A 21,593-nucleotide genomic window follows, 5' to 3' on the forward strand; every position below is an offset into this window, starting at 1 on the left:
ATTGACCCGAACGCAACGTCCAACCGACAAATGACGGCGATGATGCTGGACGACGAGGCATCCGACACCGAGCTGATCGGGCGGGCCAGACAGGGAGACAGGGGAGCGTTCGGCCTGCTGGTCGAGCGGCACTATGACTTTGTCTATCGAGTCGCCTATCGCTGGTGTGGACGCCGCGCCGATGCCGAGGACATCGCCCAGGATGTCTGCGTGCGGCTCGGCCGCGCGATCCGCGATTATCGCGGTGGCGCGGCCTTCACTTCCTGGCTTTACGCGGTGACGCTGAACGCCGCCCGCGATCTTGCCCGCAAGAGTGCTCGAGAAAGCGCCAAGACCGAAGCCTATGGCAGCCACGCGCTGATCTTCGGACAGGCGCAGGCGGCGGAGGCGGGCGATCCGACGGAAGCGCTATGGGCGGCAGTGCGGCAATTGCCGGACAAGCAGCGGGAGGCCGTGCTGCTGGTCTATGGCGAAGGGCTCGCCCATGCGGCGGCGGCCGAGGCGATGGCGATCTCGGAGGCAACGGTTTCCTGGCACATCCATGAAGCGAAGAAACGGCTGAAGGTTCTCGTGAACTCAGCCGGGGAAGTGTGACCATGGTCGACGATGACGAACTGAAAAAGTTGCGCGGCGCGCCGCTGCCTGCACACGGCGCTGAGGCGCGGGCGCAGGCGCTCGCCGCCGCGATGGCGGCTTTCGACGAAAAAATCGAAACCGCCCCCCAAGGAATGGCGGCGCGGCCGCGTCTCACCTCCCGAGCACTCACGCTCTGGAGAGAGATCATGCAGAAGAAGCTCATCGCCACGCCGGCCATTGCCGGTCTCGTCGCGCTGCCGATCGCCGGTTACACGGCTTTCCACCTGATGCAGGAACAGCGCGGCGCTCCTGAAGCCGGCATTCCGGTGACCGAGACATTGGCCGACAAGCCAGTTGCGACCAAACAGGATGCCGCAGCCGTGGCGCAAAGCCAGGCGCAGCCTGCGGACGAGGCCAGCCCGGCACAGCCGGCAATCGCGCCTGCCGCACCGGCGCCAAAGCCCGAATTCTCTGCGGCGGACGGTCGTTTGACGGCGGCTCCGCGCAGCGGGCTGATCAGGATGAAGCATGCCGAGGCGAAACCGGCCGCGCCGGCGCAGGCCCCAATGATGGAAAGCGAAAGCGCTGATGCGGTGGCGCGAAATTCGGCCAACACGACGCTGACGGCGGAGCCGCTGGCAGCACCGATGCCAGCACCGATGCCGGGCGATGTCATGGCGCCTAGCCAGGAAAACCGCGATCGCATCCAGGACTTCAAGACCAACCCGGTGCGCTCGGCGAAGGAAGACTCTGTCTCGACCTTCTCCATCGATGTCGACACGGCGTCCTATTCCTATGTGCGCCGGTCGCTGAAGGAAGGGCTGCTACCGCAGGCTGACACCGTCCGCGTCGAGGAGATGGTCAATTACTTCCCTTATGACTGGAAGGGGCCTACCGAGGCCAAGACGCCGTTCAACACGACGGTTAGCGTCATGCCGGCGCCATGGAATGCACAGCACAAGCTGATGCATGTCGCCATCAAGGGCTACGATATGCAGCCGGCGGTGCAGCCGAAGGCCAATCTGGTCTTTCTCATCGATGTGTCGGGATCGATGGACGAACCCGACAAGCTGCCGCTGCTAAAATCGGCCTTCCGGCTGCTGGTCAACAAACTCAAGGCCGATGACACCGTCTCCATCGTCACCTATGCCGGCGATGTCGGCACGGTGCTGGAACCAACCAAGGCGGCCGAGAGGGATAAGATACTCAGGGCTATCGACACGCTGACGCCGGGCGGTTCGACCGCTGGCGAGGCCGGCATCCGCGAAGCCTACAGGCTGGCGCAGAAATCGTTCGTCAAGGGCGGCGTCAACCGGGTCATGCTCGCCACCGACGGCGACTTCAATGTCGGCCAGAGCGACGACGATGATCTCAAGCGCCTGATCGAGAAGGAACGCGGGACCGGAGTATTCCTGTCCGTGTTCGGTTTCGGCAGTGGCAATCTCAACGATCAGATGATGCAGACCATCGCCCAGAACGGCAACGGCACCGCCGCCTATATCGACACGCTGGCCGAAGCAGAGAAGGTGCTGGTTCAGGAGGCGACCTCGACGCTGTTTCCGATCGCCAAGGACGTGAAGATCCAGGTCGAGTTCAATCCGGACAAAGTCTCGGAGTACCGGCTGATCGGCTACGAGACGCGCGCCTTGAACCGTGAGGATTTCAACAATGATCGCGTCGATGCCGGCGAGATCGGCTCCGGCCATTCGGTGACAGCGATCTACGAACTGACGCCGAAGGGCGCGCCACAGCAGGTCGACGATCTGCGCTATGGCGAGGCGGCGACGAGCAATGGCGGCGTCGCCAATGCCGACGAATATGCTTTCGTCAAAATCCGCTACAAGCTGCCGGAGGAGGATACGTCGAAGCTCATCACCACGCCGGTGACCGGCACCAACGAAGTCGCCTCCTTTGATGCGGCCAGTACCGACCAGCGCTTTTCCGTGGCTGTGGCTGCTTTCGGCCAGAAGCTGCGCGACGAGGATGCGACGGCGACGTTCGGCTACGACCGTATCCAGGAGATCGCGAACGCCGCGCGTGGCGCCGATCCGTTCGGCTACCGTGCTGAATTCCTGTCGCTGGTGCGGTTGGCGGCGGCGATGAAGTGACCGGCTGTCCTCTCCCCGTCATGGCGGGGAGAGGACCTTACCCAACTGAGATTTTCCCGGGAGATGCTGCGTCCACAACGCCGCGCGGCGACGGGCGGTTTTGGTCGTTTGCCCCGGTTTTTCCGACGATCGTTAAAAAGCAATCCAGTTTCGACACTGCACTGCAACATGACCAGGGGTAATGGTCGTGGCAGGGACGGTCATCAAGGGTTCGGACGTGCGCATAGACGGAAATATGAATTGGGTTCAGACGACAAGAACGCAGGCCACCGAGCCGACGGGAACATCACAATCGACTAGCAGCATGAGCAGGGATGTCGAGACGGCGCGCAAAACGGCGCTGTCCGCGCTCACCAATGAACGTTTCCGTGCAGCCCTTGAACAGCTCAGCGATCCGCGCGCATCGGAAAAAATAGCGCTGATGCGCAGCGATGGGCCGTCGGCCGATCTCGGCACGGCGCAAGCACGCTACGCCGACAACAACAACTAGGAAAAGCGCTTCCGCTCGGGTCAGGGGCGCGTGCGACGGCGTTCGCGGCGGCCTTCGGCGGTTTCCGCGGTGTTCGGCGTCGCTGCCTTGTTGCGCAGCGGGCCGATGCGTTCGACGATCGTCTCGAGCGTCGGGCGCTGTGCCTTCTTGTGTACGTCGAGCGCCTTGCGCATGGCGGCCAGATGCAGGAACGACGTGCCACAGCAGCCGCCAACAATGCTGGCGCCGCCATCGATGGCCAGGCGCACGTAGTCGGCCATCAATTCCGGCGTTCCGGAATAGTGGATCTCGGTGCCGCGGAATTCCGGGATGCCGCAATTGCCCTTGACGATGACGGTCGCTTCCGGCTTTGCCTCGGTCATGTCAAGCAGCGAAGCCAGGATGTCGGAAGCACCGACGCCGCAATTGGCACCAACGCCGAGCGGAGCTTCGGCGAGACCGTCGGCGACGGCGTGGATGTCCTTCGGCAGCAGGCCCATCATGGTGCGGCCGGCGGTGTCGAAGGAACCGGTATAGGTATAGGGCAGGCCGACACGGATGGCGGCCTCGGCGGCGGCTCGGATCTCGTCCGGAGCCGACATGGTCTCGATCCAGGCGACTTCGGCGCCACCGGCCTTCAGGCCCTCGATCTGCTCGGCAAAGGCGTCGACGGCTTCCTCATAGCTCAGTGCGCCGAGCGGGATCAGCAGTTCGCCGGTCGGGCCGACCGAGCCGGCGACGATGACGCGGCGGCCGACCTTGTCGGCGACGGCACGGGCGATCTCGGCGGCGCGCTTGTTGAGTTCGAAAACGCGGTCCTGGGCATGATGCAGCTTCAGCCGATGACGCGTGCCGCCGAAGGAATTGGTGAGGATGATGTCGGCGCCGGCATCGACGAACCCCTGATGCAGCCTGGTGATGGTTTCCGGCGCGGTCTCGTTGAGGATTTCCGGCGCCTCGCCGGCCGGCAGGCCCATGGCGAACAGATTGGTGCCGGTGGCGCCGTCGGCCAGAAGCACACCCTTTTCCGCGATCAGGGCTTCGATCGGATTTGTGCTCGTCATGGCGCGCGCTTTCAACGTGGATTCAGGTAAAATGGATTTCAAATAAGGATATAAAGAAGTCTTTATGTGAAGTCAATCGAAGGCGCGGCCGGCGGCACGTCTTCGACGACGGTGCTTCCGGTCAGGCGGGCAGCACCTCGACCTCGATTTCGGTGCAGGCATCGCCATTGGTCGGGTGATGGTCGACCGAGCATGCGGTGACGACGATAAGCAAGTCGCGCTCGGCGCGCAGCGTCACCGAGCCGCCGGGCGGGTTGATCGAGGCGTCGACCAGCAGCACGCCGTCCACCGTCGGCAGCGAATTCTGGAAAAAATCCACAGGGTCCGGCGTGAAGGGTAGCGAAATGCCTTCGCCGGCGAGCGCCTTGTGCAGGTTGTCCTGGCAACTCGGATGGTGATCGTGGAAGCCGGCGCGCCGGTAGAGCGCTGCGTTGCAGGCGGGGAAGAGCATGTCGTGCGGGCCTGGCGAATCGTTGGCCATCAGCGTCAGCAGCGGCTCGCCGGTGGTGCCGTAGAAATGCTCGCCGATTGCCGGAAACAGCCGCTCGGTGATGTCTCGCGTGTTCGAGGTGCTCAGCCAGTCGAGTTCGTCGCCGGTGACGAAGGCCCACAGGTCGGCGACCTGTTGTCCCTTGGGATCGACGATGCGGATCTGTTCGCCCTTGGCGACGCGCAGGGCACGGCCGGACTGCGGCGGAACGACGATGTGGCGGGCACTTGGCAAGGATGGCTCCTGTGTTGATCGACCGCCTGAGGTAGCAGTCAGCCGCGCGAAACGGCAAGCGGCAAGTCGGCCAGCCGCTGCGCGAAGGCTGCCGCCTCATGCGCGTTGATCTCGGCTGCGCGGATCAGATTGTCGAAATGGCCGGTCAGCGTGCGGATCGGCTGGGTGGCGTTGAGCACGATGTACATGTCGCCGACATAGATCGCGGCCCGGTACGGTCCGAAGATCGTATAGGGGATCGAATAACGCATGCGCCCGTCATAGAGATAGAGGCGAAAGGTCGGGTAGAGGTCGTCGAGCAGGGCGGCCATGTGCAAGAGCTGCTCGCGGCGTTCTTCCGGCGGGAAGGCGTCCCACACGCCCAATCCGCGCGCGAAGATTTCAAGCGTGTGGCGCGGCATGCAGACTTCCATGTCAGTTTCGGGGCGCCGGCTGTAGTCGATGCGGTATTGGGTTTCGCCGGCCTGTGCCTGTCGGCTCTTGTTGGAAATGCCGGCCTCATAGTCGACCAGCGCCTCGGTGCGCAAAAGGTCAGGAATGCCGGCCGGCACGTAGCGGATCTTGGTTCCCGCAGCCTCGGCGTGCCATTTGGCGATCAGCGTGCGTTCGAAGCCTCCTGATGCTTCCTCGATCTCCAGGCTTTCGCGGATTTCGCCCGTCACGCCCTCGTCTTGGGAGAGGCCGAGCAGCCAGTCGAGCGACACCTTGAACTCGGCGGCGATGTTGAGCAGCGTTTCGGCGCGCGGCAGGCGGGTTGAGGCGCCCGACAGCAGTTGCGACAGCGCCGAACGGTCGATGCCCACGGCTGAAGCGAAGGCTGACTGGTTGAGGTCGGAGCGTGTCAAGAGCAATTTCAACCGCTCGCGGAACACGGTCGAGAGGTCGCGCTTGTCCATCGAGGTTGTTCTCCGCCAGGTAGCATAATGTTTTACGCTAGAGCGTATTACCGCGCCGCAACGTGTATTTGAATCTCACCGCTTGTTCACTAAATATAACACTTGATGGCAAAGGTGCGCAATCTCAACATTTTGTGCGCTTTGTCGCGTTGTGACAGCGTGTGACTGCTGACACAATGCTGTCAGGAATCGGGAGCGGTTCCGACACCTGGACGGGGCAGTGGTCGATAGCATGGCGAAGAAGCGTAACAAGGTTAGCAGTCAACCGGCGGTCGAATGGCCGACCGTCTTTCTCGCCGCCGGCTGTTACGGCACCTGGCTCGCCGCAGGGTTTCTCATCTGGCCGTCTTATCCGCTCGTCGCGCTTGCCGTGCTGACGCTGATCGTGGCGTTGCAGTCCTCGCTGATCCACGAGGTCCTGCACGGCCATCCGACACGCAATGCGTTGGTCAACGAGGCCTTTGTCTTCGCGCCGATCGGCCTGGTCTGGCCGTTCCGACGCTTCAAGACGCTGCATCTGCGCCACCATTGCGACGAACGCCTGACCGACCCACTCGACGACCCGGAAAGCTACTACAAGGCGCTCTGGCATCATCACGACATGCCGGCGGCGATGCAGTTCCTGCTCAAAATCAACAACACGATGGTCGGCCGTTTCATCCTCGGCCCCTGGCTTTCGGTGATCGGTTTCTTCATTGACGATGCCAAGCAGATGCTGGCCGGAGACAAGACGATCCAAAAGGCCTGGTTGCTGCACGCGGTCGGGCTCGCCATCGTTGTGCCGGTGATCCAGTTCGGCTTCGGCATGCCGCTGTGGCTCTACATTCTGGTGCCGATGTGGTTCGGCCAGTCGCTGATTTCGATCCGGACTTTCGCCGAGCATCAGTGGTCGGTGCGTCCGGAAGGCCGCACGGTGATCGTCGAGCGCTCGCCGCTATCCTTACTGTTCCTGAACAACAATCTGCACTTCGTGCATCACAAGAAGCCGACGGTTGCCTGGTACAAGTTGCCGAAGCTGTTCCGCGACGACCGCGAAAAATGGCTGAAGGCCAACAATGGCTATGCCTATCCGAACTATTTCGCGTTGCTGAAAGCCTATGCCTTCAAAGCCAAGGAGCCGATCGTGCATCCGGCGCTGCGGCGAGTGCCGGAAAAGGGCAGGGCGTTCACGCCGCGAGTCAGGGCGCATAATGTCAATGGTCTCGGCACCGCGCCGGTGCCGGCCGAGCCGCCCAAGGAGTGAGGCGCGTTCGCTCCTTGGGGTGATCGCATTCTTCCCGCCGCTTGAAACCCGCCACCAGCAACGATCATATCAGGTCCATGAGCAAATTCATTGCGGCGCTGCCGATGTATGACTGGCCCGAGATGCGCGCCGAGGTCGACGCGCAATGGGCGACGATCCGGGACGCCTTGCGGCATGCCGGTATCGATGCGCCGGAAAGGATCGTGCGGCGCAATGCCGATCTGCCGGCGGTTGCCGGCGGCCTGCGCGACGCTTCCGGTAAGGTCGTGATGCCCGATCCGGTGACACTGCCGCCGGACGAGCTCGATTTCCACGCGGTGTGGCTGCATCCGGCACTGCTTTTCGCGCAGACTTGCTGGGGGCCGATGGAGCTCGGACTGGAGCGCCACGTGCAGGTGATCGGCCAGCCGAGCTATGACGGTATGGAAGGCGGCCGGGGCGGCCTCTATTCCAGCGCCATCGTCATGCGGCAACCGGCGCAACACGTTGCCGCGCCCACCAATGGCAAGGCGGTGATGCCGCTGGAGCTTCTTCGCGGCAAGCGCTTCGCCTTCAACAGCCTGGATTCGATGTCCGGCATCATCGCCATCACACGCGACCTGCAGGCGGCCGGCGAAGGCCTCGACATCTTTTCCGAGCGCATCGAAAGCGGCGGCCATCGCAACTCCATCGTGGAGGTGGCCGAGGGGCGAGCCGATGTCGCGACGATCGACTCCCGCAGTTGGGCCCAGGCGCAGCGTTTCGAGCCGCGGGCGAAGGACGTCGCTGTCGTCGGCTGGACAGCGCAGCGCAAGGGCTTGCCTTACATCACGGCGCGCAGTGCAACGTCGGCCCTGCTGGCAAAACTGCGCGAGGCGGTCTCCCCAGCCAGCAAGGCGGAACTGATCGCCGGCCAAGATCGTCTGGAAAACCAGGCGCCAGGCGCCTGGTGAGCCTTTTCAGACGCAGCGTTCGACTATTTCGCGGGCACGCCCTTCTGCCATTCCGCCCAGTCGGTGATGACGGTGTCGGCGAATTTGGAGCCCACCCGGTACGCATTGGCGGTTGCCGGGCCGAAGCCGCCCGAGTTGGCGCTGAGCGATTCAACCGCCGTCTTGCCTTCCGGTTCACGGTCGAAGTTGGAGGCCGTGCGCAAGAGTGCAATGCGGTCGAACTGCAGGAGACCGGCGTCGGCGCCGCGTTGAAGGGCCGTCAGAGAGGCGTTGTCTTCCATCTGCGTGGTGCAATAGTTGCCGGCGCCGTCGGTCAGCAGGGATACCCATTTGCCCATGCTTTCCGCCGTCTTGGTGCCATGCCAATAGGTATCGGTCGACAGCGTGTCGCAGATGCTTACGGTGGGGGCGGCATTGCCGGGAGCCGTCTTGTAAACGGCGCGATAGGCCTTGGCTTCATCGCTGTCGGCAAGCTCCACCTTGCTGGTCAGGGCGAGCGCCTTGTCGGCCAACTTTTCGTTCAGTTTGTACACCTCGGTGCCCGAACCCCATTTGGGCTTCTCGCCCGGCTTCTTAGCACCAAGCGCGACGACGCCATCCGGCCAGTCGACCGGAATCTGGCGTGGATCGATTTCGTGGCGCAGCCCTGCGTCGACCGCGAAACGTGCCCAGTGCGCGGAACCCAGCGTGCCATCGCTCGGATCAACCCCGGCTATGCCGGCAATCAGGATATAGCTCTGCTTGAGGTCGAAAAGGCCGCTGTAAACAAGCGCGGAGACCGAGCTGGCAGCGTTGGCGTAGCCCATGGCGGTCGTCATCACGCACAGGCCGGCAGCATCGCAAGCGACCTCCGGGTACTCCTTCGACAGGCCGGGGACCTTCACCTTGGTGTCGAGCTTGCGTCCTTCCAGCCAGGGTTTCGCTTCGCCGCCGAACATGGTGATGACGAGGACTTTCGGCGCGATCGGCTGCTCGGCATGGGCTGCGGGCACGGTTGAAACGAGAGTGGCGGCGAGCGCGGCGAGGCCGAAGCGGGAGGATGAGGACATGAGGTTTGTTCCGGTATGGGGCGGTTGTGCCGCCACTATCTCCGCCGGCATGGAGGTGAGCCATGCCGCGATTGGGACTTTCCACACCAAAATGGCAGGCCAGGAAGCACTTAGCCAGCAAGCAGCCTTTCGTCGAGCGGATAGGCGGAGAGCTGCCGGTTGCCGGTTTCGGTGATCAGCACCTGTTCCTCGATCTTGACGCCCTCGTGGCCGCCGAGCCGGCCAATGTAGCTCTCCACGCAGAGCACCATGCCAGGCTGCAAGACGCCGTCCGGCGTGTCGGCGATCCAGTCGGCTGCATGCGGCAAGGTCGGGTATTCGTCGGCGAGGCCGACGCCATGATAAAGCACGCCGTAGCGCGCGGGGAAGCAATCGTCCGGCGGGTTCTTCGAGCGCTCGGCCAGTTCGCGGAAGCCGGTGCCAGGCTGCATCAGCTCGGTGTTGTGGGCGATCTGCTCGGCGGCGATGCGGTAAAGGTCGTGCTGCTCGTTGCCGGGGCGACCGTCGCCGGCAAGCCAGGTGCGCGAAAGGTCGGCGCAGAAACCGTAGGGGCCGATCAGGTCGGTGTCGAAGGCGACGAGGTCGCCGGCCTCGATCTTTCGCGACGAGCACTCCTGGAACCAGGGATTGGTGCGCGGACCGGAGGATAGGAGCCGGGTTTCAATCCACTCGCCGCCGCGCGCGATGTTGCCGCGGTGCAGTTCGGCCCACAGTTCGTTTTCTGAAATGCCGGGCTTCAGCGCCGCTTCCATTTCCCCCATCGCGGCCTCGCAGGCGACGATGGCGCGGTGCATGCACAGGACCTCGTCGGGCGATTTGATCAGGCGCGCATTTTCCATCACCGCTTCGCCATTGCCGATGGTGATGCCGAGGCCGGCCAGTTCCGCCATGCCTTCGGGATTGAGGTGGTCGACGGCGATGCGCCGATTGCCGCCGCCATGTTCGCGCACCAAATCGGCGATGCCCGCGGCCCAGCGTTTGACGCGTTGCTCCGTCAACTCGCCGCCATAAAGATACATCCAGGAGACCGCCGGACGCACTTCGTCGACCACGCCGGAATGGTCGGACAGGTGCTCGCAGGAGAAATAGTCGAACAGCACCACCGGCCCTTCGGTGGCGACAAAGCAGTGGCGGGTTGGATTGTGCGCCACCCACAGCTGCATGTTGGTGGAATCTGTCGCGTAGCGGATGTTGACGGGATCGTAGAGCAGGGCGCCGGCATAGTCGCGGCGCTTCAGCTCGGCGCGGATGCGCTCAAGCCGGTATTTGCGCATCGCCGGCAGGTCGGGGGCAGGGATGCCGGCGGCGGCCCACTCCGCCTCGGCGACCGGGCCGTAGCCCAGGACATGCTGGTTGAGGGCGGCGGCTTTCTCGCGTGCCGCCGAACGCAAGGTCTCGGAACCGGACGGCGAAGAGCCGCCGCCCGGTTCGAATGGCATGATCTTGCGATGGCGGCCGAAGTTTGTGCCGGTGTTCATTGGAGGCCGCCGATCATTTCCGCTTCCTTCCGGCCCCTTGCAAGCGCGGGGCGTTCGCTACCGAAAAGCCAGGCAATTGACTTTTCGCCCGTCAAAGCGGTCGTCTCTCACCCGCGCATCTTTTCGCCACTCGGGTCGAACGGTGGCTCAACGTTGATGCGGGCGGGGCGGCGATGTCCGAGGATCTCGATCTCGAACATGCCAGCGGTTTCGTTCTCGGCAAGTGCTGCCGGCACGTAGCCCTGGGCCATGGATTTCTTGACATAGTGCGCATAGCCGCCCGACGTGATCCAGCCGACGACCCGCCATTCGCCGTCAACGATGCCGCGCACGGCGGAAGCGCCCTGCGCGGCCGTCGAGCCGCGTACTTCCTTGCCGGTCTCGTCGAAGCGTGGTGCCCCGTAGCCATGCGGCTTCTCGACCGTGCCGTAGTCGGTCGGCACCTTGGCCCATACCGGCTCGTCGCCCATCACGTCGGCGTCGGCGACATCGACAATGAAGGAGACACGGCGCAGCTTCGAACCTTGGCCGTTGGCCATTACCGCCTGTTCCTTGGCAGCGGCCTCGCGGCCGATGAAGTCGTTCTTCTCCATCTTGATAAAGCGGTCCATGCCGCCTTCGAACGGGCCGTAGATGGGGCGCAGTTCGCGGAACCAGGTGGGGAAGTTCTTTTCCAGGCGCATCGCAAGCAAGGCGCGCATGCCGAAATCGACGATGCCGAACTCCTCGCCGGCGCCCTTGATCGCCGCGTAGACCAGGCGCTGATAGGCCGGCGCCATCCAGATCTCGTAGCCGAGGTCGCCGGTATAGGTGATGCGGTTGACCATGCAGGGCGCGCCGCCGACGGCCATCTCGCGGAAGTCCATGAACTTGAAGGCCGTGGACGAGATGTCGACGTCAACCAGCTTCTGCAGCAGTTCCTGCGCCTTGGGGCCAGCGATCGAAAGGCCGACCAGCGTCTGGTCGAACCGGTGCAGAGCGACCGAGCCGTCCTTCGGCAGGTGCTTTTCGAACCAGCGCATGTGGTATTTCTGCGCCGCCGACGAGCCCCAGATCATAAATTTCTCTTCGTCGGTCTTGGCGATGGTGAAATCGCCGATCAGCTTGCCGAATTCGTTCAGCATCGGCGTCAGCACGATGCGGCCCTTCTTCGGCATGCGGTTGGTCATCAGGCGATTGAGGAAGTCCTCCGCGCTCGGGCCCGACACCTCATACTTGGCGAAGTTGGCGATCTCGGTGACACCGACGCGCTCGCGCACGGCGCGCACCTCGTTGCCGATATGCTCGAAATCGTTGGAGCGGTGGAAGGAAACGATGTCCTTCGGCTCGCTGCCCTTGGGGGCGAACCACAGCGGCGTTTCCAGACCCCACGAGTCGCCCATCACAGCGTTGTTTGCGACCATCGTGTCGTAGAGCGGCGTGGTCTGCGCCGGCCTTGCCGCTGGCAGTTCCTCGTTGGGGAAGCGGATGGAGAAGCGGCGCGAATAGTTTTCGCGCACCTTGGCGTTGGTGTAGCGCAGCGAGGCCCATTCGCCCCAGCGCGCGACATCCATGCCCCAGACGTCGAAGCCGGGATCGCCGTTCACCATCCAGTTCGACAGCGCCAGTCCGACGCCACCGCCCTGGCTGAACCCAGCCATGACCGCGCAGGCGCACCAGAAATTGGTGAGGCCCTGCACCGGGCCGACCAGCGGGTTGCCATCCGGCGCGAAGGTGAACGGGCCATTGATGATCTGCTTGATGCCGGCCTTCTCGATGCCGGGGAAATGCCTGAAGCCGATTTCCAGCGACGGCGCGATACGGTCGATGTCGGGCTGCAGCAGTTCGTGGCCGAAATTCCACGGCGTGTTGACCGGCGACCAAGGCTTGCAGGCCTTCTCATAGGTGCCGAGCAGGATGCCGTTGCGCTCCTGTCGCGTGTAGATCTCGCCCTTGAAGTCGAGCACGCCGACCATTTCACGGCCGGTTTCCTTGTTGAAGGCCTCGACCTCCGGCATCGGCTCGGTCAGCAGGTACATATGCTCCATGGCCAGCAGCGGCAGCTCGACGCCGACCATGCGGCCGACCTCGCGTGCCCACAAGCCGCCGCAGTTCACGACATGCTCGGCCTTGACCGTGCCCTGTTCGGTGATGACGTTCCAGGTGCCGTCCGGATCCTGCGTTAGCTCGACAACGCGGTTGCGCAAGACGATCTCTGCGCCGAGCTTCTTGGCGGCCTTGGCATAGGCGTGGGTGGTGCCGGAAGGGTCGAGATGGCCTTCCACCGGATCCCACATGGCGCCGACGAAGTGCTTCTCGTCCATCAGCGGGAACATCGCCTTGGCCTCGGCCGGCGTGATCAGCTCGGTGTCCATGCCGAGATAGCGGCCCTTGGCGTGAGCCAGTCGCAGGAAATCCATGCGCTCGGGACTGTCGGCCAGCATGACGCCGCCGGTCAGGTGCAGCGAGCAGGACTGGCCCGAAAGCTCTTCCAGCTCCTTGTAGAGCTGCACGGTATAGGCCTGCAGCTTGGCGACGTTGGGGTCGCCGTTCAGCGTGTGGAAGCCGCCGGCGGCATGCCAGGACGAGCCGGAGGTAAGTTCCGAGCGCTCGATCAGCATCACGTCTTTCCAGCCAGCCTTGGCCAGGTGGTAGAGGACCGAGCAGCCGACGACACCGCCGCCGATGACAACCGCTTTAGCGTGGGATTTCATGGTGTTGAGGCTCTCAATCTAACAAAATGAGTCAAGACGTTGATGCTCCTTGATCAGCGATCGAGGGGCGAATGAAAAATCAGAAGTCAGTCGGCGCGCCGCCTTCGGCGATGCGCTTGTCGACGAAGGCGTTGAGCTCCTCGCGGATCGCCGGGTCGATATAGGGCTCCTCGTAGCTCGCCAGACGCTCCTTCCAGACGCGGTTGGCGCGGTCGATGGCGGTCGGCGAGCCGGCCTCGGCCCAGGTCTCGAAATTGCGCCAGTCGGAGATGATCGGCGAATAGAAGGCTGTCTTGTAGCGGTCCTGTGTGTGCTGGGTGCCGAAGAAATGGCCGCCGGGGCCGACCGACTGGATGGCGTCGAAGCCGAGCGCGTCTTCGGAAAGGTCGAGCGGCGTCAGGAATTCGGCCACCATCTGCAGGAGGTCGATGTCCAGAATGGTCTTCTCGAAGGAGCAGCGCAGGCCGCCTTCCAGCCAGCCGGCGGCATGCATCATCAAATTGCCGCCGCCTTGGACGGCGCCCCACAGCGAGAAAACGCTTTCATAGGCCGCCTGCGCGTCCACGGTGTTGGCGGCGCAGGTGTTGGAGGTGCGGTAAGGAATTTTGTAGCGGCGCGCCAGCTGGCCGCCGACAAGCTGCGCCTTCATGTATTCCGGCGTGCCGAAAGCAGGGGCGCCCGACTTCATGTCGACATTGGAGGTGAAGCCGCCATAACCCACCGGCGCGCCCTTTTTCACCATCTGTGCAAAGGAAATGCCGGCAAGCGCCTCGGCGTTCTGCTGCACAAGCGCACCGGCGATCGTGACCGGCGCCATCGCGCCCGACAGGGTGAAGGGCGTGACGATGACGACCTGGCCCATCGAAGACATCTGGATGATGCCTTCCATCATCGGCACGTCGAGTTTGAGYGGTGAATTGGTGTTGATGATGGTGAAGACCGACGGCTCCTGCATCAACTGTTCGCGGGAAATGCCACGGGCGATGCGGGTGATCTCGATGCCGTCGACATTGCGCTCCTTACCGAGCGAATAGATGTGGAACATCTTGTCGGTGAGCAGTGCTAGGTCGCGGATGCATTCGAGGTGGCGGATCGATGGGTGGATGTCGATCGGCTCGACGGGGTAGCCGCCCGTGCAGTTCAAGATGTTGTGCATCTGCGCGAGCTTGAGGAAATTGCGGTAGTCGACCTGATTGCCTGGTCGGCGACCACGGTCGATGTCGGAGCAGTTGGGCGCCGACGCCATCATCGAGATGATCAGATTGTTGCCGCCGAAGCGCACATTGTGCGCCGGGTTGCGGGCATGGATGGTGAATTCCGACGGGCAGTGGGAGATCAGCTCGATGATCATGTCGCTGTCGAAGCGCACACGCTCGCTCCCAGGGCGCACATCGGCGCCGTGTTCCTTCATGATCTGGCGGGCGCCATCGTGGAGAACGTCGACGCCGATTTCCTTCAGCACACGCAGCGAGGCGAGGTGGATCGATTCCAGCTCATCGTCGGAAACTAGCTTCGTCGGCTGCAACGGGTTTTTCAGCTGCCGGAACGCCGGCTGCTCGAAAGCCGCCGAACCGCCGGCGCGTTTTCCTGCGCGGCCGCCGCGGCGGGCGCGATCGGTGGCCAGAACCGGCTCGGCGGGGTGCAGTGCAGCGGTCATGGTCGGTCCTCGTGATGGTTCCAAATCGGCCGCATAATGGACCGCCGTGAAAATCGCCATTGCGGAGGCGGCGACCACTAGGACGAGCAAAGCGACATGACGTACGTCACCTTCCGGTGGCGTCCGAGACCGCGTCGCAGCCCGCGCCGCAGAATGTGAACGGCGTTACAGTGGCGCCATGAGAAGCGGCTAAAGTGCTCCCGCCGCACCCGATCCATGAATGTCGATTGGTCCTGAGGGGGAAACCATGGCCGACGTCGTCAAAGTGAGAGCCGCAACCAACAATGAGGTGGCCTTCGTCGCCTGGGATGTCGATGGCATGATCCCTGGCTGCCTCGGCTTTGAAATCGTCCGGCTTTATCCGGCGACGGGCGAGGAGCGCTGCCTGGCCTCCTGGGTGCCGTTCAAGGGGCAGCGAAACCAGGATTGGATACCGCAGGACACCGGCGTCTGGCCGGTGCAGAAGACTTTCTGGCGCGATCTGACGCTGCGCCGCCGGCGAGACAGTCTCGACGTCAGGCAAGATGGCGAGATGGTCGCCTATCGCGTGCGGCCTGTCGGTGACATGAAGCCCGGATTGGAACCGGTGCCAGTGCGTCCGCCGCAGGTCGACGGCAAGCCGACCTATACCGGTACGCCGCGTCCGCTCGGCTATCTGGGGCAGGGCGCCGTCAGCCCGACGATTTTCCTCGGCTCGATGTTCGGCAAGGCACGCGTCGCCTTCACCAATGGCGTTTTGTCGACGCAATGGATGTCGCATGCGCTGGCGGATGCGGGCATCAAGATTGGCCAACGCGACAAGATCCGGGAGGAGTTGCAGAACCCCGCCAGCAAGATCCGCGCTTACCTGCATGGTGATGTACCGGATGTTCTGACCAGCCTGCTCAAACGCGCGAAAAGTGAGGGTGGCTCGGTACGGCTGGCGCTCTACGAACTCGGCGATGACGTGCTGCGCGACGCCATCATCGGCGCCAAGGATGTGGTCGAGGTCATCCTTTCCAATTCCGGCAAGGACGACCAGACCAAGAAATGGGATTTCGGCAACGCGCCTTATCGCAAGGCGCTGCATGATGCCGGCGTGACGGTGACCGACCGGCTCTTCAACAACAACCACATCGGCCACAACAAATTCGCCGTCTATCGCGACAGCCATGGCGAGCCGCAGGCGGTGATGACCGGCTCGACCAACTGGACGACCACCGGCATTTGCGGCCAGTCCAACAATGCCTTCCTCCGTGACGACCCGCAGATGGCGCGGGTTTTCAACGATTACTGGGAACGCATGAAGGCGGACGTCTTTCCGCCACCGGCGAGCGAATTCGCGGCGGGTCGTGCCGTGCAGACGCAAGGTGTGCCGTTCCGCAAGGACAATCACATCGCCAACCCGCTCGACGGCCAGAGCGCACCGATCGATGGCATGACGGTGTGGTTTTCGCCGAACGACCCGCAGCGCAACAAGAAGACGATTTCGGTGCGGCCGGTCGATCTCACGGATGTCTTCGCCCGCATCCGGGCGGCCAAGAAAGCGGTGCTGTTCCTGGTCTTCAATCCCTCCCAGCGCGGCGAGAACTCGATCATCGCCGAAGCGGTTGCTGCGGCTACGGCAAATCCGAAACTGATCGTGCAAGGCGCGATCAGCGACCCGGCCGCGATGCCAAACTACGAAAAGGCCGAGAAGGACCCGGTTACCAAGGCGGTGACCAAGCAAGGCAGGGCGCCTTTCGTCTTCCCGGAAAAGGTGTGGGAGATGCCGAACGTCTCGATCGTGCGGGCCGCGAACCTGACCGGCGCGTCGATCGCGCGCGACTTCCAGGCCGAGGTGCTGACCATCGGCCATGCCATCGTGCACGATAAGATCGTCATCATCGACCCGATGGAAGACAATGCGACCGTCATCACCGGCAGCCACAATCTCGGTTACAAGGCTTCTTACGAAAACGACGAGAACCTGGTGATCGTCGAGGGCGACAAGACCTTCGCGGCCGCCTACGCGGTGCATTTCCTCGATGTGTTCGACCACTACAAGTTCCGCGCCTGGCGACGTACGATCGGCAAGGGTCCATCCGACGATGACGGATTGCAGACAAGCGACGACTGGCTGAAACCCTATGCCGACGGCAAAAAGGGCGCGCTCGCTCGCTATTTCCCCTGAACCACGGCTGGCGGCCTGGGGTCTTCGCGCCAGTGGCGCAAGCGATCACCGGGCAACGGCTCTTTCCTCTCCCGCCTCGAACCGCTAGCACCCGAAGACGGTCGGTTCTTGTCGAACCGGCGGTTTGGGGAGCGAGATGGCTGCGGCGGAGACCTGCGACAACGAGGTGGCGACCAATTGGGCGGGCATCGCCGGCGTCATCGCGACTGTGTCGGTCTTTGCCATCGCGCAGGGCCTTACCTATCCGCTTTTGTCCTTCATTCTGCAGAGGCAGGGTGTTCCGCCGGCGATGATTGGCCTGTCAGCGGCGATGACGCCGATCGGCTTCATGGTGTCGTCGCCATTGATACCGGTGCTGGCGCGGCGCTTCGGCCCGGGTCGTACGGCGCTGACTTGTGCTGTGCTTTCGGCGCTCGCCCTGGCGCTCGTCGGCTGGAGCTACAATGTCTATGCCTGGTTTCCGCTGCGCTTCATGATCGGCGTCGTCACCAATCCGCTCTATGTGCTGAGCGAAGTGTGGATGATCGCGCTGGCGCCGCCGGCGAAGCGCGGCCGCATCATGGGTGTCTATTCGACGCTGATCTCGGCGGGGTTCGCCACCGGGCCACTCTGCCTGCTGCTGGTCGGCACGGAAGGGTGGTCGCCCTTCCTGCTCGGCATCGTCGCTTTCCTGATCTGCGGCGCCTGCCTGGCCGCGGTGCTGCCGAAACTGCCCAAGGTGGACCAGAGCGGCCACCATGTCTCGGTGCTGGGCTTCATGCCGTTGGCAGGGTTGCTGCTTGGAGCGGTCGTTGTCGCCGCCGGCTTCGAACAGGCGGTGCTGGCGCTTCTCCCCGTCTATGGCACGCATTTCGGCATCGCCGAGACACGCATGTCCGCACTTCTCACTGTCATGATCGCCGGCAATATCGCCATGCAGGTGCCGCTCGGCCTACTGGCCGAGCGAATGTCGGCGCAGGTCGTGCGCTTTGGCTGCATCGTAGCGACCGTCGTAGGATGCGCTCTGCTGCCCTTCGTCATCACGTCGCCGCTGGTCTGGCCCTTCCTGTTCGTGCTCGGCGCGGTGTCCTACGGCGTCTATACGATGGCGATCATCGAGCTCGGCGAGCGCTTCACCGGTCCGGCGCTCATTGCCGGCAACGCCGCCTTTGCCCTGATGTGGGGTGTGGGTGGCATCGCCATGCCGCCGCTGGCCGGCGGCGCGATGAGCTTGTTCGGTGCGCCTGGCCTGCCCATCACCCTGGGACTGATCTGCCTCGGCCTCGTGGTTGCCTCCGCGCTTGCCCTGCGCGGTGGGTTGAACAGCCGTCGCGCGGTCGGCTAGAGTGCCCGGATGCGCGCCGTGAACCTTCACCCTCGCAAGCTCGATGCCGCAGTGACGCCGTCGCCGCGCACCCGTCATGCCGAGCTCATGCGCCTGTGCGCCCGCATCGGCTATTCGCCTCCGTCCTGCCCTTGAGAATCCGCCTCCGGCTCCTGCCGGATTGATTCAAGAGGAAAGGATAACCCGATGACTTATCAGAATTATTCGCTGAAGCAGTTGCAGCAGATCGACGCTGCGCACCATTTGCATCCCTTTACGGACCACAAGGAACTGCGCGAGATCGGTTCGCGCATCATCACCCGTGCGGACGGCCCGTTCATCTACGATTCCGAAGGCACGGAAATTCTGGACGGCATGGCCGGCCTGTGGTGCGTGAATGTCGGCTATGGCCGCAACGAGCTGGCCGACGCCGCCTACCGCCAGATGAAGGAACTGCCCTACTACAATTCCTTCTTCAAATGCTCGACGCCGACACCGGTGCTTTTGTCCAGGCGGCTGGCTGAGATCGCACCAAAGGGCGTCAGCCAGGTGTTTTACGGCTCGTCCGGCTCGGAGGCCAACGATACGGCCTTGCGCCTGGTGCGCCACTACTGGGCGCTGATGGGCAAGCCGGAGAAGAACCGCATCATCTCGCGCAAGAACGCCTATCACGGCTCCACCGTGGCCGGCACGTCGCTCGGCGGTATGGATGCCATGCACAAGCAGCTCGGCGGCGCGGTTCCCAACATCGTTCATGTCATGATGCCCTACGCCTACGAACTGGCGCTGCCTGGTGAAAGCGACCATGACTTCGGCCTGCGTGCCGCCAAGGCGGTCGAGGATGCCATTGTCGAGGCAGGCCAGGAGAATGTGGCGGCCTTCATCGGCGAGCCGATCATGGGCGCGGGCGGCGTCAAGATTCCGCCGGCCAGCTATTGGCCTGAGGTGCAGCGCATCTGCCGCAAATACGACGTGCTTCTGATGCTGGACGAGGTGATCACCGGCTATGGCCGTACCGGCGAGTGGTTCGCCGCGGATTATTACGGCATCCAGCCGGACACGATCACCACGGCGAAGGCGCTGACCTCCGGCTACCAGCCACTGTCGGCGCTGCTGGTGGGTGAACGCGTTGCTGCGACACTGGTCGAGAAGGGTGGCGAATTCTACCACGGCTACACCTATTCCGGTCATCCGGTGGCCTGTGCCGTGGCATTGGCCAATCTGGACATCATCGCGCGGGAAGGGCTGGTGGAACGAGTGAAGACCGACACCGGGCCGTATTTCGCCAAGGCGCTGCAGGAGCGTATCGCCGGGCACGATCTGGTCGGCGAAGTGCGTTCGGTCGGCCTCATGGGCGCGATCGAGATCGTCAAGGACAAGGCGACTAAGGAGCGTTTCCTTCCCGCCGGAAGTGCTGCGGTGACGGTGCGCGATCATGCAATCGCCAACAACATGATGTTGCGCGCCACCGGCGACACCATGATCCTGTCGCCGCCGCTGATCTGGACCCGTGATACGATCGACATGGCCTGCGAGCGTATCGCAAAGGCGCTCGATCTGGCGAAAAACGATCTGCGCAAGGCCTGACGCTTTGTCGCAGCGAGCCGGCGGAACGATCCGCCGGCTCCAGCATTGGCCTGCCTCAGGCTTATCTTCCCGTGAGGACAACACCGTGAAAGCCAACCTTCAAATGAAGCGCCGCCGCGCGGCGAGCGGCGGAGCCGTCGCCGACCTGATGCTGGCGCCTGCCGTCGTCATGTTGCGGTTGCCGGTCATGGCGGCCGAGGCTGGCGGGATGGCCTGGCATGACGAAACGATGCGCGCCATTTCGGAGAAGGTGGCGGCAACCGCCGAAGGCTTGACCGCCGCGCAACTGTCGATGGCCAACTCGATCGCAAATTTCTGGCCCGAGCTGATGGCGGGGCAGGCGCCCTCCGTCCTGAACGGCGTGGCGTTGGAGCGTTCCATGCATGCCGCGTTGCGCCCCGCGGGCCGACGCGTCAAGGCGAACTTCAGACGGCTGGTCGGACAATAGATCAATTAGCGTGGAGCGGCGTTTCAATGGCAAAAACCGCGTTCGCGGGGAACGCGGCTTTGCCAGATACGCATGGCGTTTCGCTACTGAAAAACCTGCGAAACTAACGGCTCCGGTACGCGAGACCTGATCCGGAGCATGGGCGGCGCGTCGTCCGCCTTGGGTCCGTTTTTACAGGCACATCGTTACCGCGTGGTTAGCGAGAGCTTAAGCAAATCTAAATTTGCCGAGTTTTTGAGCCGTATTTTAGGAAAATGGAATGTTTGTAATGGCTTAGCTTTTATCGCCGCGCAGGAAATTGATGATGCCGGAAAAATCCACGCCGCCGCCGCCCTGCGCGTTGAACAGGGAATAAAGCTGCGCGGCCTCGGCGCCAAGCGGAGTAGCGGCGCCGGAGCCTTGAGCGGCCTCCTGGGCGAGCTTCAGATCCTTCAGCATCAGCGCCGCGGCGAAGCCCGGCTTGTAGTCGCGGTTGGCGGGGGAGGTCGGGACCGGTCCGGGAACCGGGCAATAGGTCGTCAACGACCAGCACTGGCCCGACGAGGTCGAGGCAACATCGAACAGCGCCTGATGCGACAGGCCGAGCTTTTCGCCCAGAACGAAAGCTTCGGCCACACCGATCATCGAAATGCCGAGGATCATGTTGTTGCAGATCTTGGCGGCCTGACCGGCGCCGGCTTCGCCGCAATGAACGATGCGGCCAGCCATCGGCTTCAGCACCGGCTCTGCAAGCGCGAACGCCTCTTTCGAGCCGCCAGCCATGAAGGTCAGCGTACCGGCGGCGGCACCGCCCGTTCCACCGGAAACCGGAGCGTCGATCGAGGCAAGGCCGTTTTCGCGCGCGATCGCATGTGCCTTGCGGGCGGATTCGACGTCGATGGTGGAGGAATCGATGAAGAGCGCGCCCTTTTTCGCCCATGGCGCGATCTCGTTATAGACCGAAAGCACATGCTTGCCGGCCGGCAGCATCGTGATGACCGCATCCGCGTCCTTGACCGCGCTCTGGCTATCCTCGGTGATCGTCAGGCCATGTTCCTTGGCCAAAGCGAGGTTTTCCGGCATCAGGTCGAAGCCGACGACATTGTGGCCCGCCTTGACGAGATTGGCGGCCATGGGATTACCCATATTGCCGAGGCCGATGAAGGCGATGGTGGTCATTGGATGCTCCGGCGTTGTTCAAAACGGTATGAAGAACAGCGAGTAGGGAATAGCGA

The 21,593-nt window shown here is 63.3% G+C and carries 17 protein-coding genes; 9 read left to right on the plus strand and 8 right to left on the minus strand.

The window, feature by feature from the left end; all coding sequences use genetic code 11:
* The first annotated feature begins 30 nt into the window (after positions 1 to 30).
* The 3 genes from AB4136_RS08645 to AB4136_RS08655 all read left to right on the plus strand — a co-directional run bounded on the left by AB4136_RS08645 (position 31) and on the right by AB4136_RS08655 (position 3,174).
* Positions 31 to 594, plus strand: coding sequence for an RNA polymerase sigma factor (locus AB4136_RS08645; RefSeq protein ID WP_024926831.1), 564 nt, complete (start codon positions 31 to 33; stop codon positions 592 to 594).
* A 2-nt stretch (positions 595 to 596) separates the two neighbouring features.
* Positions 597 to 2,684 carry a vWA domain-containing protein gene (locus tag AB4136_RS08650; protein WP_024926832.1) on the plus strand — a complete coding sequence of 696 codons (2,088 nt, stop codon included), beginning with the start codon at positions 597 to 599 and terminating at the stop codon, positions 2,682 to 2,684.
* A gap of 187 nt (positions 2,685 to 2,871) precedes the next feature.
* Positions 2,872 to 3,174, plus strand: a complete 303-nt coding sequence (locus tag AB4136_RS08655; protein WP_137900550.1) for a hypothetical protein — start codon at positions 2,872 to 2,874, stop codon at positions 3,172 to 3,174.
* 20 nt (positions 3,175 to 3,194) lie between these two features.
* On the opposite strand, the gene bmt is transcribed toward AB4136_RS08655, so the two are convergent.
* From bmt to AB4136_RS08670, 3 genes are all read right to left on the minus strand, one after another.
* Positions 3,195 to 4,217 carry a betaine--homocysteine S-methyltransferase gene (gene bmt / locus AB4136_RS08660; protein WP_024926834.1) on the minus strand — a complete coding sequence of 341 codons (1,023 nt, stop codon included), beginning with the start codon at positions 4,215 to 4,217 and terminating at the stop codon, positions 3,195 to 3,197.
* 121 nt (positions 4,218 to 4,338) lie between these two features.
* Positions 4,339 to 4,941, minus strand: coding sequence for a DUF1989 domain-containing protein (locus AB4136_RS08665; protein ID WP_024926835.1), 603 nt, complete (start codon positions 4,939 to 4,941; stop codon positions 4,339 to 4,341).
* 38 nt (positions 4,942 to 4,979) lie between these two features.
* The gene (locus AB4136_RS08670; protein WP_024926836.1) at positions 4,980 to 5,837 is read right to left on the minus strand and encodes a helix-turn-helix domain-containing protein; all 858 of its coding nucleotides are present in this window, start codon (positions 5,835 to 5,837) and stop codon (positions 4,980 to 4,982) included.
* A 232-nt stretch (positions 5,838 to 6,069) separates the two neighbouring features.
* Here AB4136_RS08670 and AB4136_RS08675 point away from each other — a divergent pair, with 232 nt between their 5' ends.
* Both AB4136_RS08675 and AB4136_RS08680 read left to right on the plus strand, forming a co-directional pair.
* Entirely contained in the window at positions 6,070 to 7,080 is a 1,011-nt protein-coding gene (locus AB4136_RS08675) for a fatty acid desaturase (RefSeq protein ID WP_137900552.1), read from the plus strand.
* Between the two features lie 77 nt (positions 7,081 to 7,157).
* The gene (locus AB4136_RS08680) at positions 7,158 to 8,012 is read left to right on the plus strand and encodes a phosphate/phosphite/phosphonate ABC transporter substrate-binding protein (protein WP_024926838.1); all 855 of its coding nucleotides are present in this window, start codon (positions 7,158 to 7,160) and stop codon (positions 8,010 to 8,012) included.
* A 23-nt stretch (positions 8,013 to 8,035) separates the two neighbouring features.
* Here the strand turns inward: AB4136_RS08680 and AB4136_RS08685 are convergent, their stop codons facing one another.
* From AB4136_RS08685 to AB4136_RS08700, 4 genes are all read right to left on the minus strand, one after another.
* Entirely contained in the window at positions 8,036 to 9,061 is a 1,026-nt protein-coding gene (locus AB4136_RS08685) for a purine-nucleoside phosphorylase (protein ID WP_024926839.1), read from the minus strand.
* A 110-nt stretch (positions 9,062 to 9,171) separates the two neighbouring features.
* Positions 9,172 to 10,539 carry a M24 family metallopeptidase gene (locus tag AB4136_RS08690; RefSeq protein ID WP_024926840.1) on the minus strand — a complete coding sequence of 456 codons (1,368 nt, stop codon included), beginning with the start codon at positions 10,537 to 10,539 and terminating at the stop codon, positions 9,172 to 9,174.
* Between the two features lie 107 nt (positions 10,540 to 10,646).
* Entirely contained in the window at positions 10,647 to 13,232 is a 2,586-nt protein-coding gene (locus AB4136_RS08695; RefSeq protein WP_024926841.1) for a GcvT family protein, read from the minus strand.
* A gap of 79 nt (positions 13,233 to 13,311) precedes the next feature.
* Positions 13,312 to 14,889: a trimethylamine methyltransferase family protein gene (locus tag AB4136_RS08700; RefSeq protein ID WP_024926842.1), complete on the minus strand. Its 1,578-nt coding sequence runs from the start codon at positions 14,887 to 14,889 to the stop codon at positions 13,312 to 13,314.
* A gap of 247 nt (positions 14,890 to 15,136) precedes the next feature.
* Between AB4136_RS08700 and AB4136_RS08705 the strand changes: the two genes are divergently transcribed.
* The 4 genes from AB4136_RS08705 to AB4136_RS08720 all read left to right on the plus strand — a co-directional run bounded on the left by AB4136_RS08705 (position 15,137) and on the right by AB4136_RS08720 (position 20,379).
* On the plus strand, positions 15,137 to 17,041 hold the full coding sequence (locus tag AB4136_RS08705) for a phospholipase D-like domain-containing protein (RefSeq protein WP_024926843.1): 1,905 nt from the start codon (positions 15,137 to 15,139) through the stop codon (positions 17,039 to 17,041).
* A gap of 136 nt (positions 17,042 to 17,177) precedes the next feature.
* Positions 17,178 to 18,365: an MFS transporter gene (locus tag AB4136_RS08710; protein ID WP_024926844.1), complete on the plus strand. Its 1,188-nt coding sequence runs from the start codon at positions 17,178 to 17,180 to the stop codon at positions 18,363 to 18,365.
* A gap of 186 nt (positions 18,366 to 18,551) precedes the next feature.
* On the plus strand, positions 18,552 to 19,931 hold the full coding sequence (locus AB4136_RS08715) for an aspartate aminotransferase family protein (protein ID WP_024926845.1): 1,380 nt from the start codon (positions 18,552 to 18,554) through the stop codon (positions 19,929 to 19,931).
* 85 nt (positions 19,932 to 20,016) lie between these two features.
* The gene (locus tag AB4136_RS08720) at positions 20,017 to 20,379 is read left to right on the plus strand and encodes a hypothetical protein (protein WP_244431292.1); all 363 of its coding nucleotides are present in this window, start codon (positions 20,017 to 20,019) and stop codon (positions 20,377 to 20,379) included.
* Positions 20,380 to 20,652: 273 nt separating this feature from the next.
* Here AB4136_RS08720 and mmsB read toward each other — a convergent pair whose 3' ends face one another.
* Positions 20,653 to 21,537 (minus strand): 3-hydroxyisobutyrate dehydrogenase, encoded by an 885-nt coding sequence (gene mmsB / locus AB4136_RS08725; RefSeq protein WP_137900553.1) that lies wholly within the window; start codon positions 21,535 to 21,537, stop codon positions 20,653 to 20,655.
* Positions 21,538 to 21,593 lie beyond the last annotated feature (56 nt).

This window comes from Mesorhizobium sp. 2RAF21, assembly GCF_052115345.1.
Taxonomy (GTDB): domain Bacteria; phylum Pseudomonadota; class Alphaproteobacteria; order Rhizobiales; family Rhizobiaceae; genus Mesorhizobium; species Mesorhizobium terrae.

What these genes read in the sequence shown, in the direction of transcription:
- AB4136_RS08645 (WP_024926831.1), top strand. Translation starts at nt 31, where the DNA reads ATGACGGCGATGATGCTGGACGACGAGGCATCCGACACCGAGCTGATC.
- AB4136_RS08650 (WP_024926832.1), top strand. Translation starts at nt 597, where the DNA reads ATGGTCGACGATGACGAACTGAAAAAGTTGCGCGGCGCGCCGCTGCCT.
- bmt (WP_024926834.1), bottom strand. Translation starts at nt 4,217, where the DNA reads ATGACGAGCACAAATCCGATCGAAGCCCTGATCGCGGAAAAGGGTGTG.
- AB4136_RS08670 (WP_024926836.1), bottom strand. Translation starts at nt 5,837, where the DNA reads ATGGACAAGCGCGACCTCTCGACCGTGTTCCGCGAGCGGTTGAAATTG.
- AB4136_RS08675 (WP_137900552.1), top strand. Translation starts at nt 6,070, where the DNA reads ATGGCGAAGAAGCGTAACAAGGTTAGCAGTCAACCGGCGGTCGAATGG.
- AB4136_RS08680 (WP_024926838.1), top strand. Translation starts at nt 7,158, where the DNA reads ATGAGCAAATTCATTGCGGCGCTGCCGATGTATGACTGGCCCGAGATG.
- AB4136_RS08685 (WP_024926839.1), bottom strand. Translation starts at nt 9,061, where the DNA reads ATGTCCTCATCCTCCCGCTTCGGCCTCGCCGCGCTCGCCGCCACTCTC.
- AB4136_RS08690 (WP_024926840.1), bottom strand. Translation starts at nt 10,539, where the DNA reads ATGAACACCGGCACAAACTTCGGCCGCCATCGCAAGATCATGCCATTC.
- AB4136_RS08695 (WP_024926841.1), bottom strand. Translation starts at nt 13,232, where the DNA reads ATGAAATCCCACGCTAAAGCGGTTGTCATCGGCGGCGGTGTCGTCGGC.
- AB4136_RS08705 (WP_024926843.1), top strand. Translation starts at nt 15,137, where the DNA reads ATGGCCGACGTCGTCAAAGTGAGAGCCGCAACCAACAATGAGGTGGCC.
- AB4136_RS08710 (WP_024926844.1), top strand. Translation starts at nt 17,178, where the DNA reads ATGGCTGCGGCGGAGACCTGCGACAACGAGGTGGCGACCAATTGGGCG.
- AB4136_RS08715 (WP_024926845.1), top strand. Translation starts at nt 18,552, where the DNA reads ATGACTTATCAGAATTATTCGCTGAAGCAGTTGCAGCAGATCGACGCT.
- mmsB (WP_137900553.1), bottom strand. Translation starts at nt 21,537, where the DNA reads ATGACCACCATCGCCTTCATCGGCCTCGGCAATATGGGTAATCCCATG.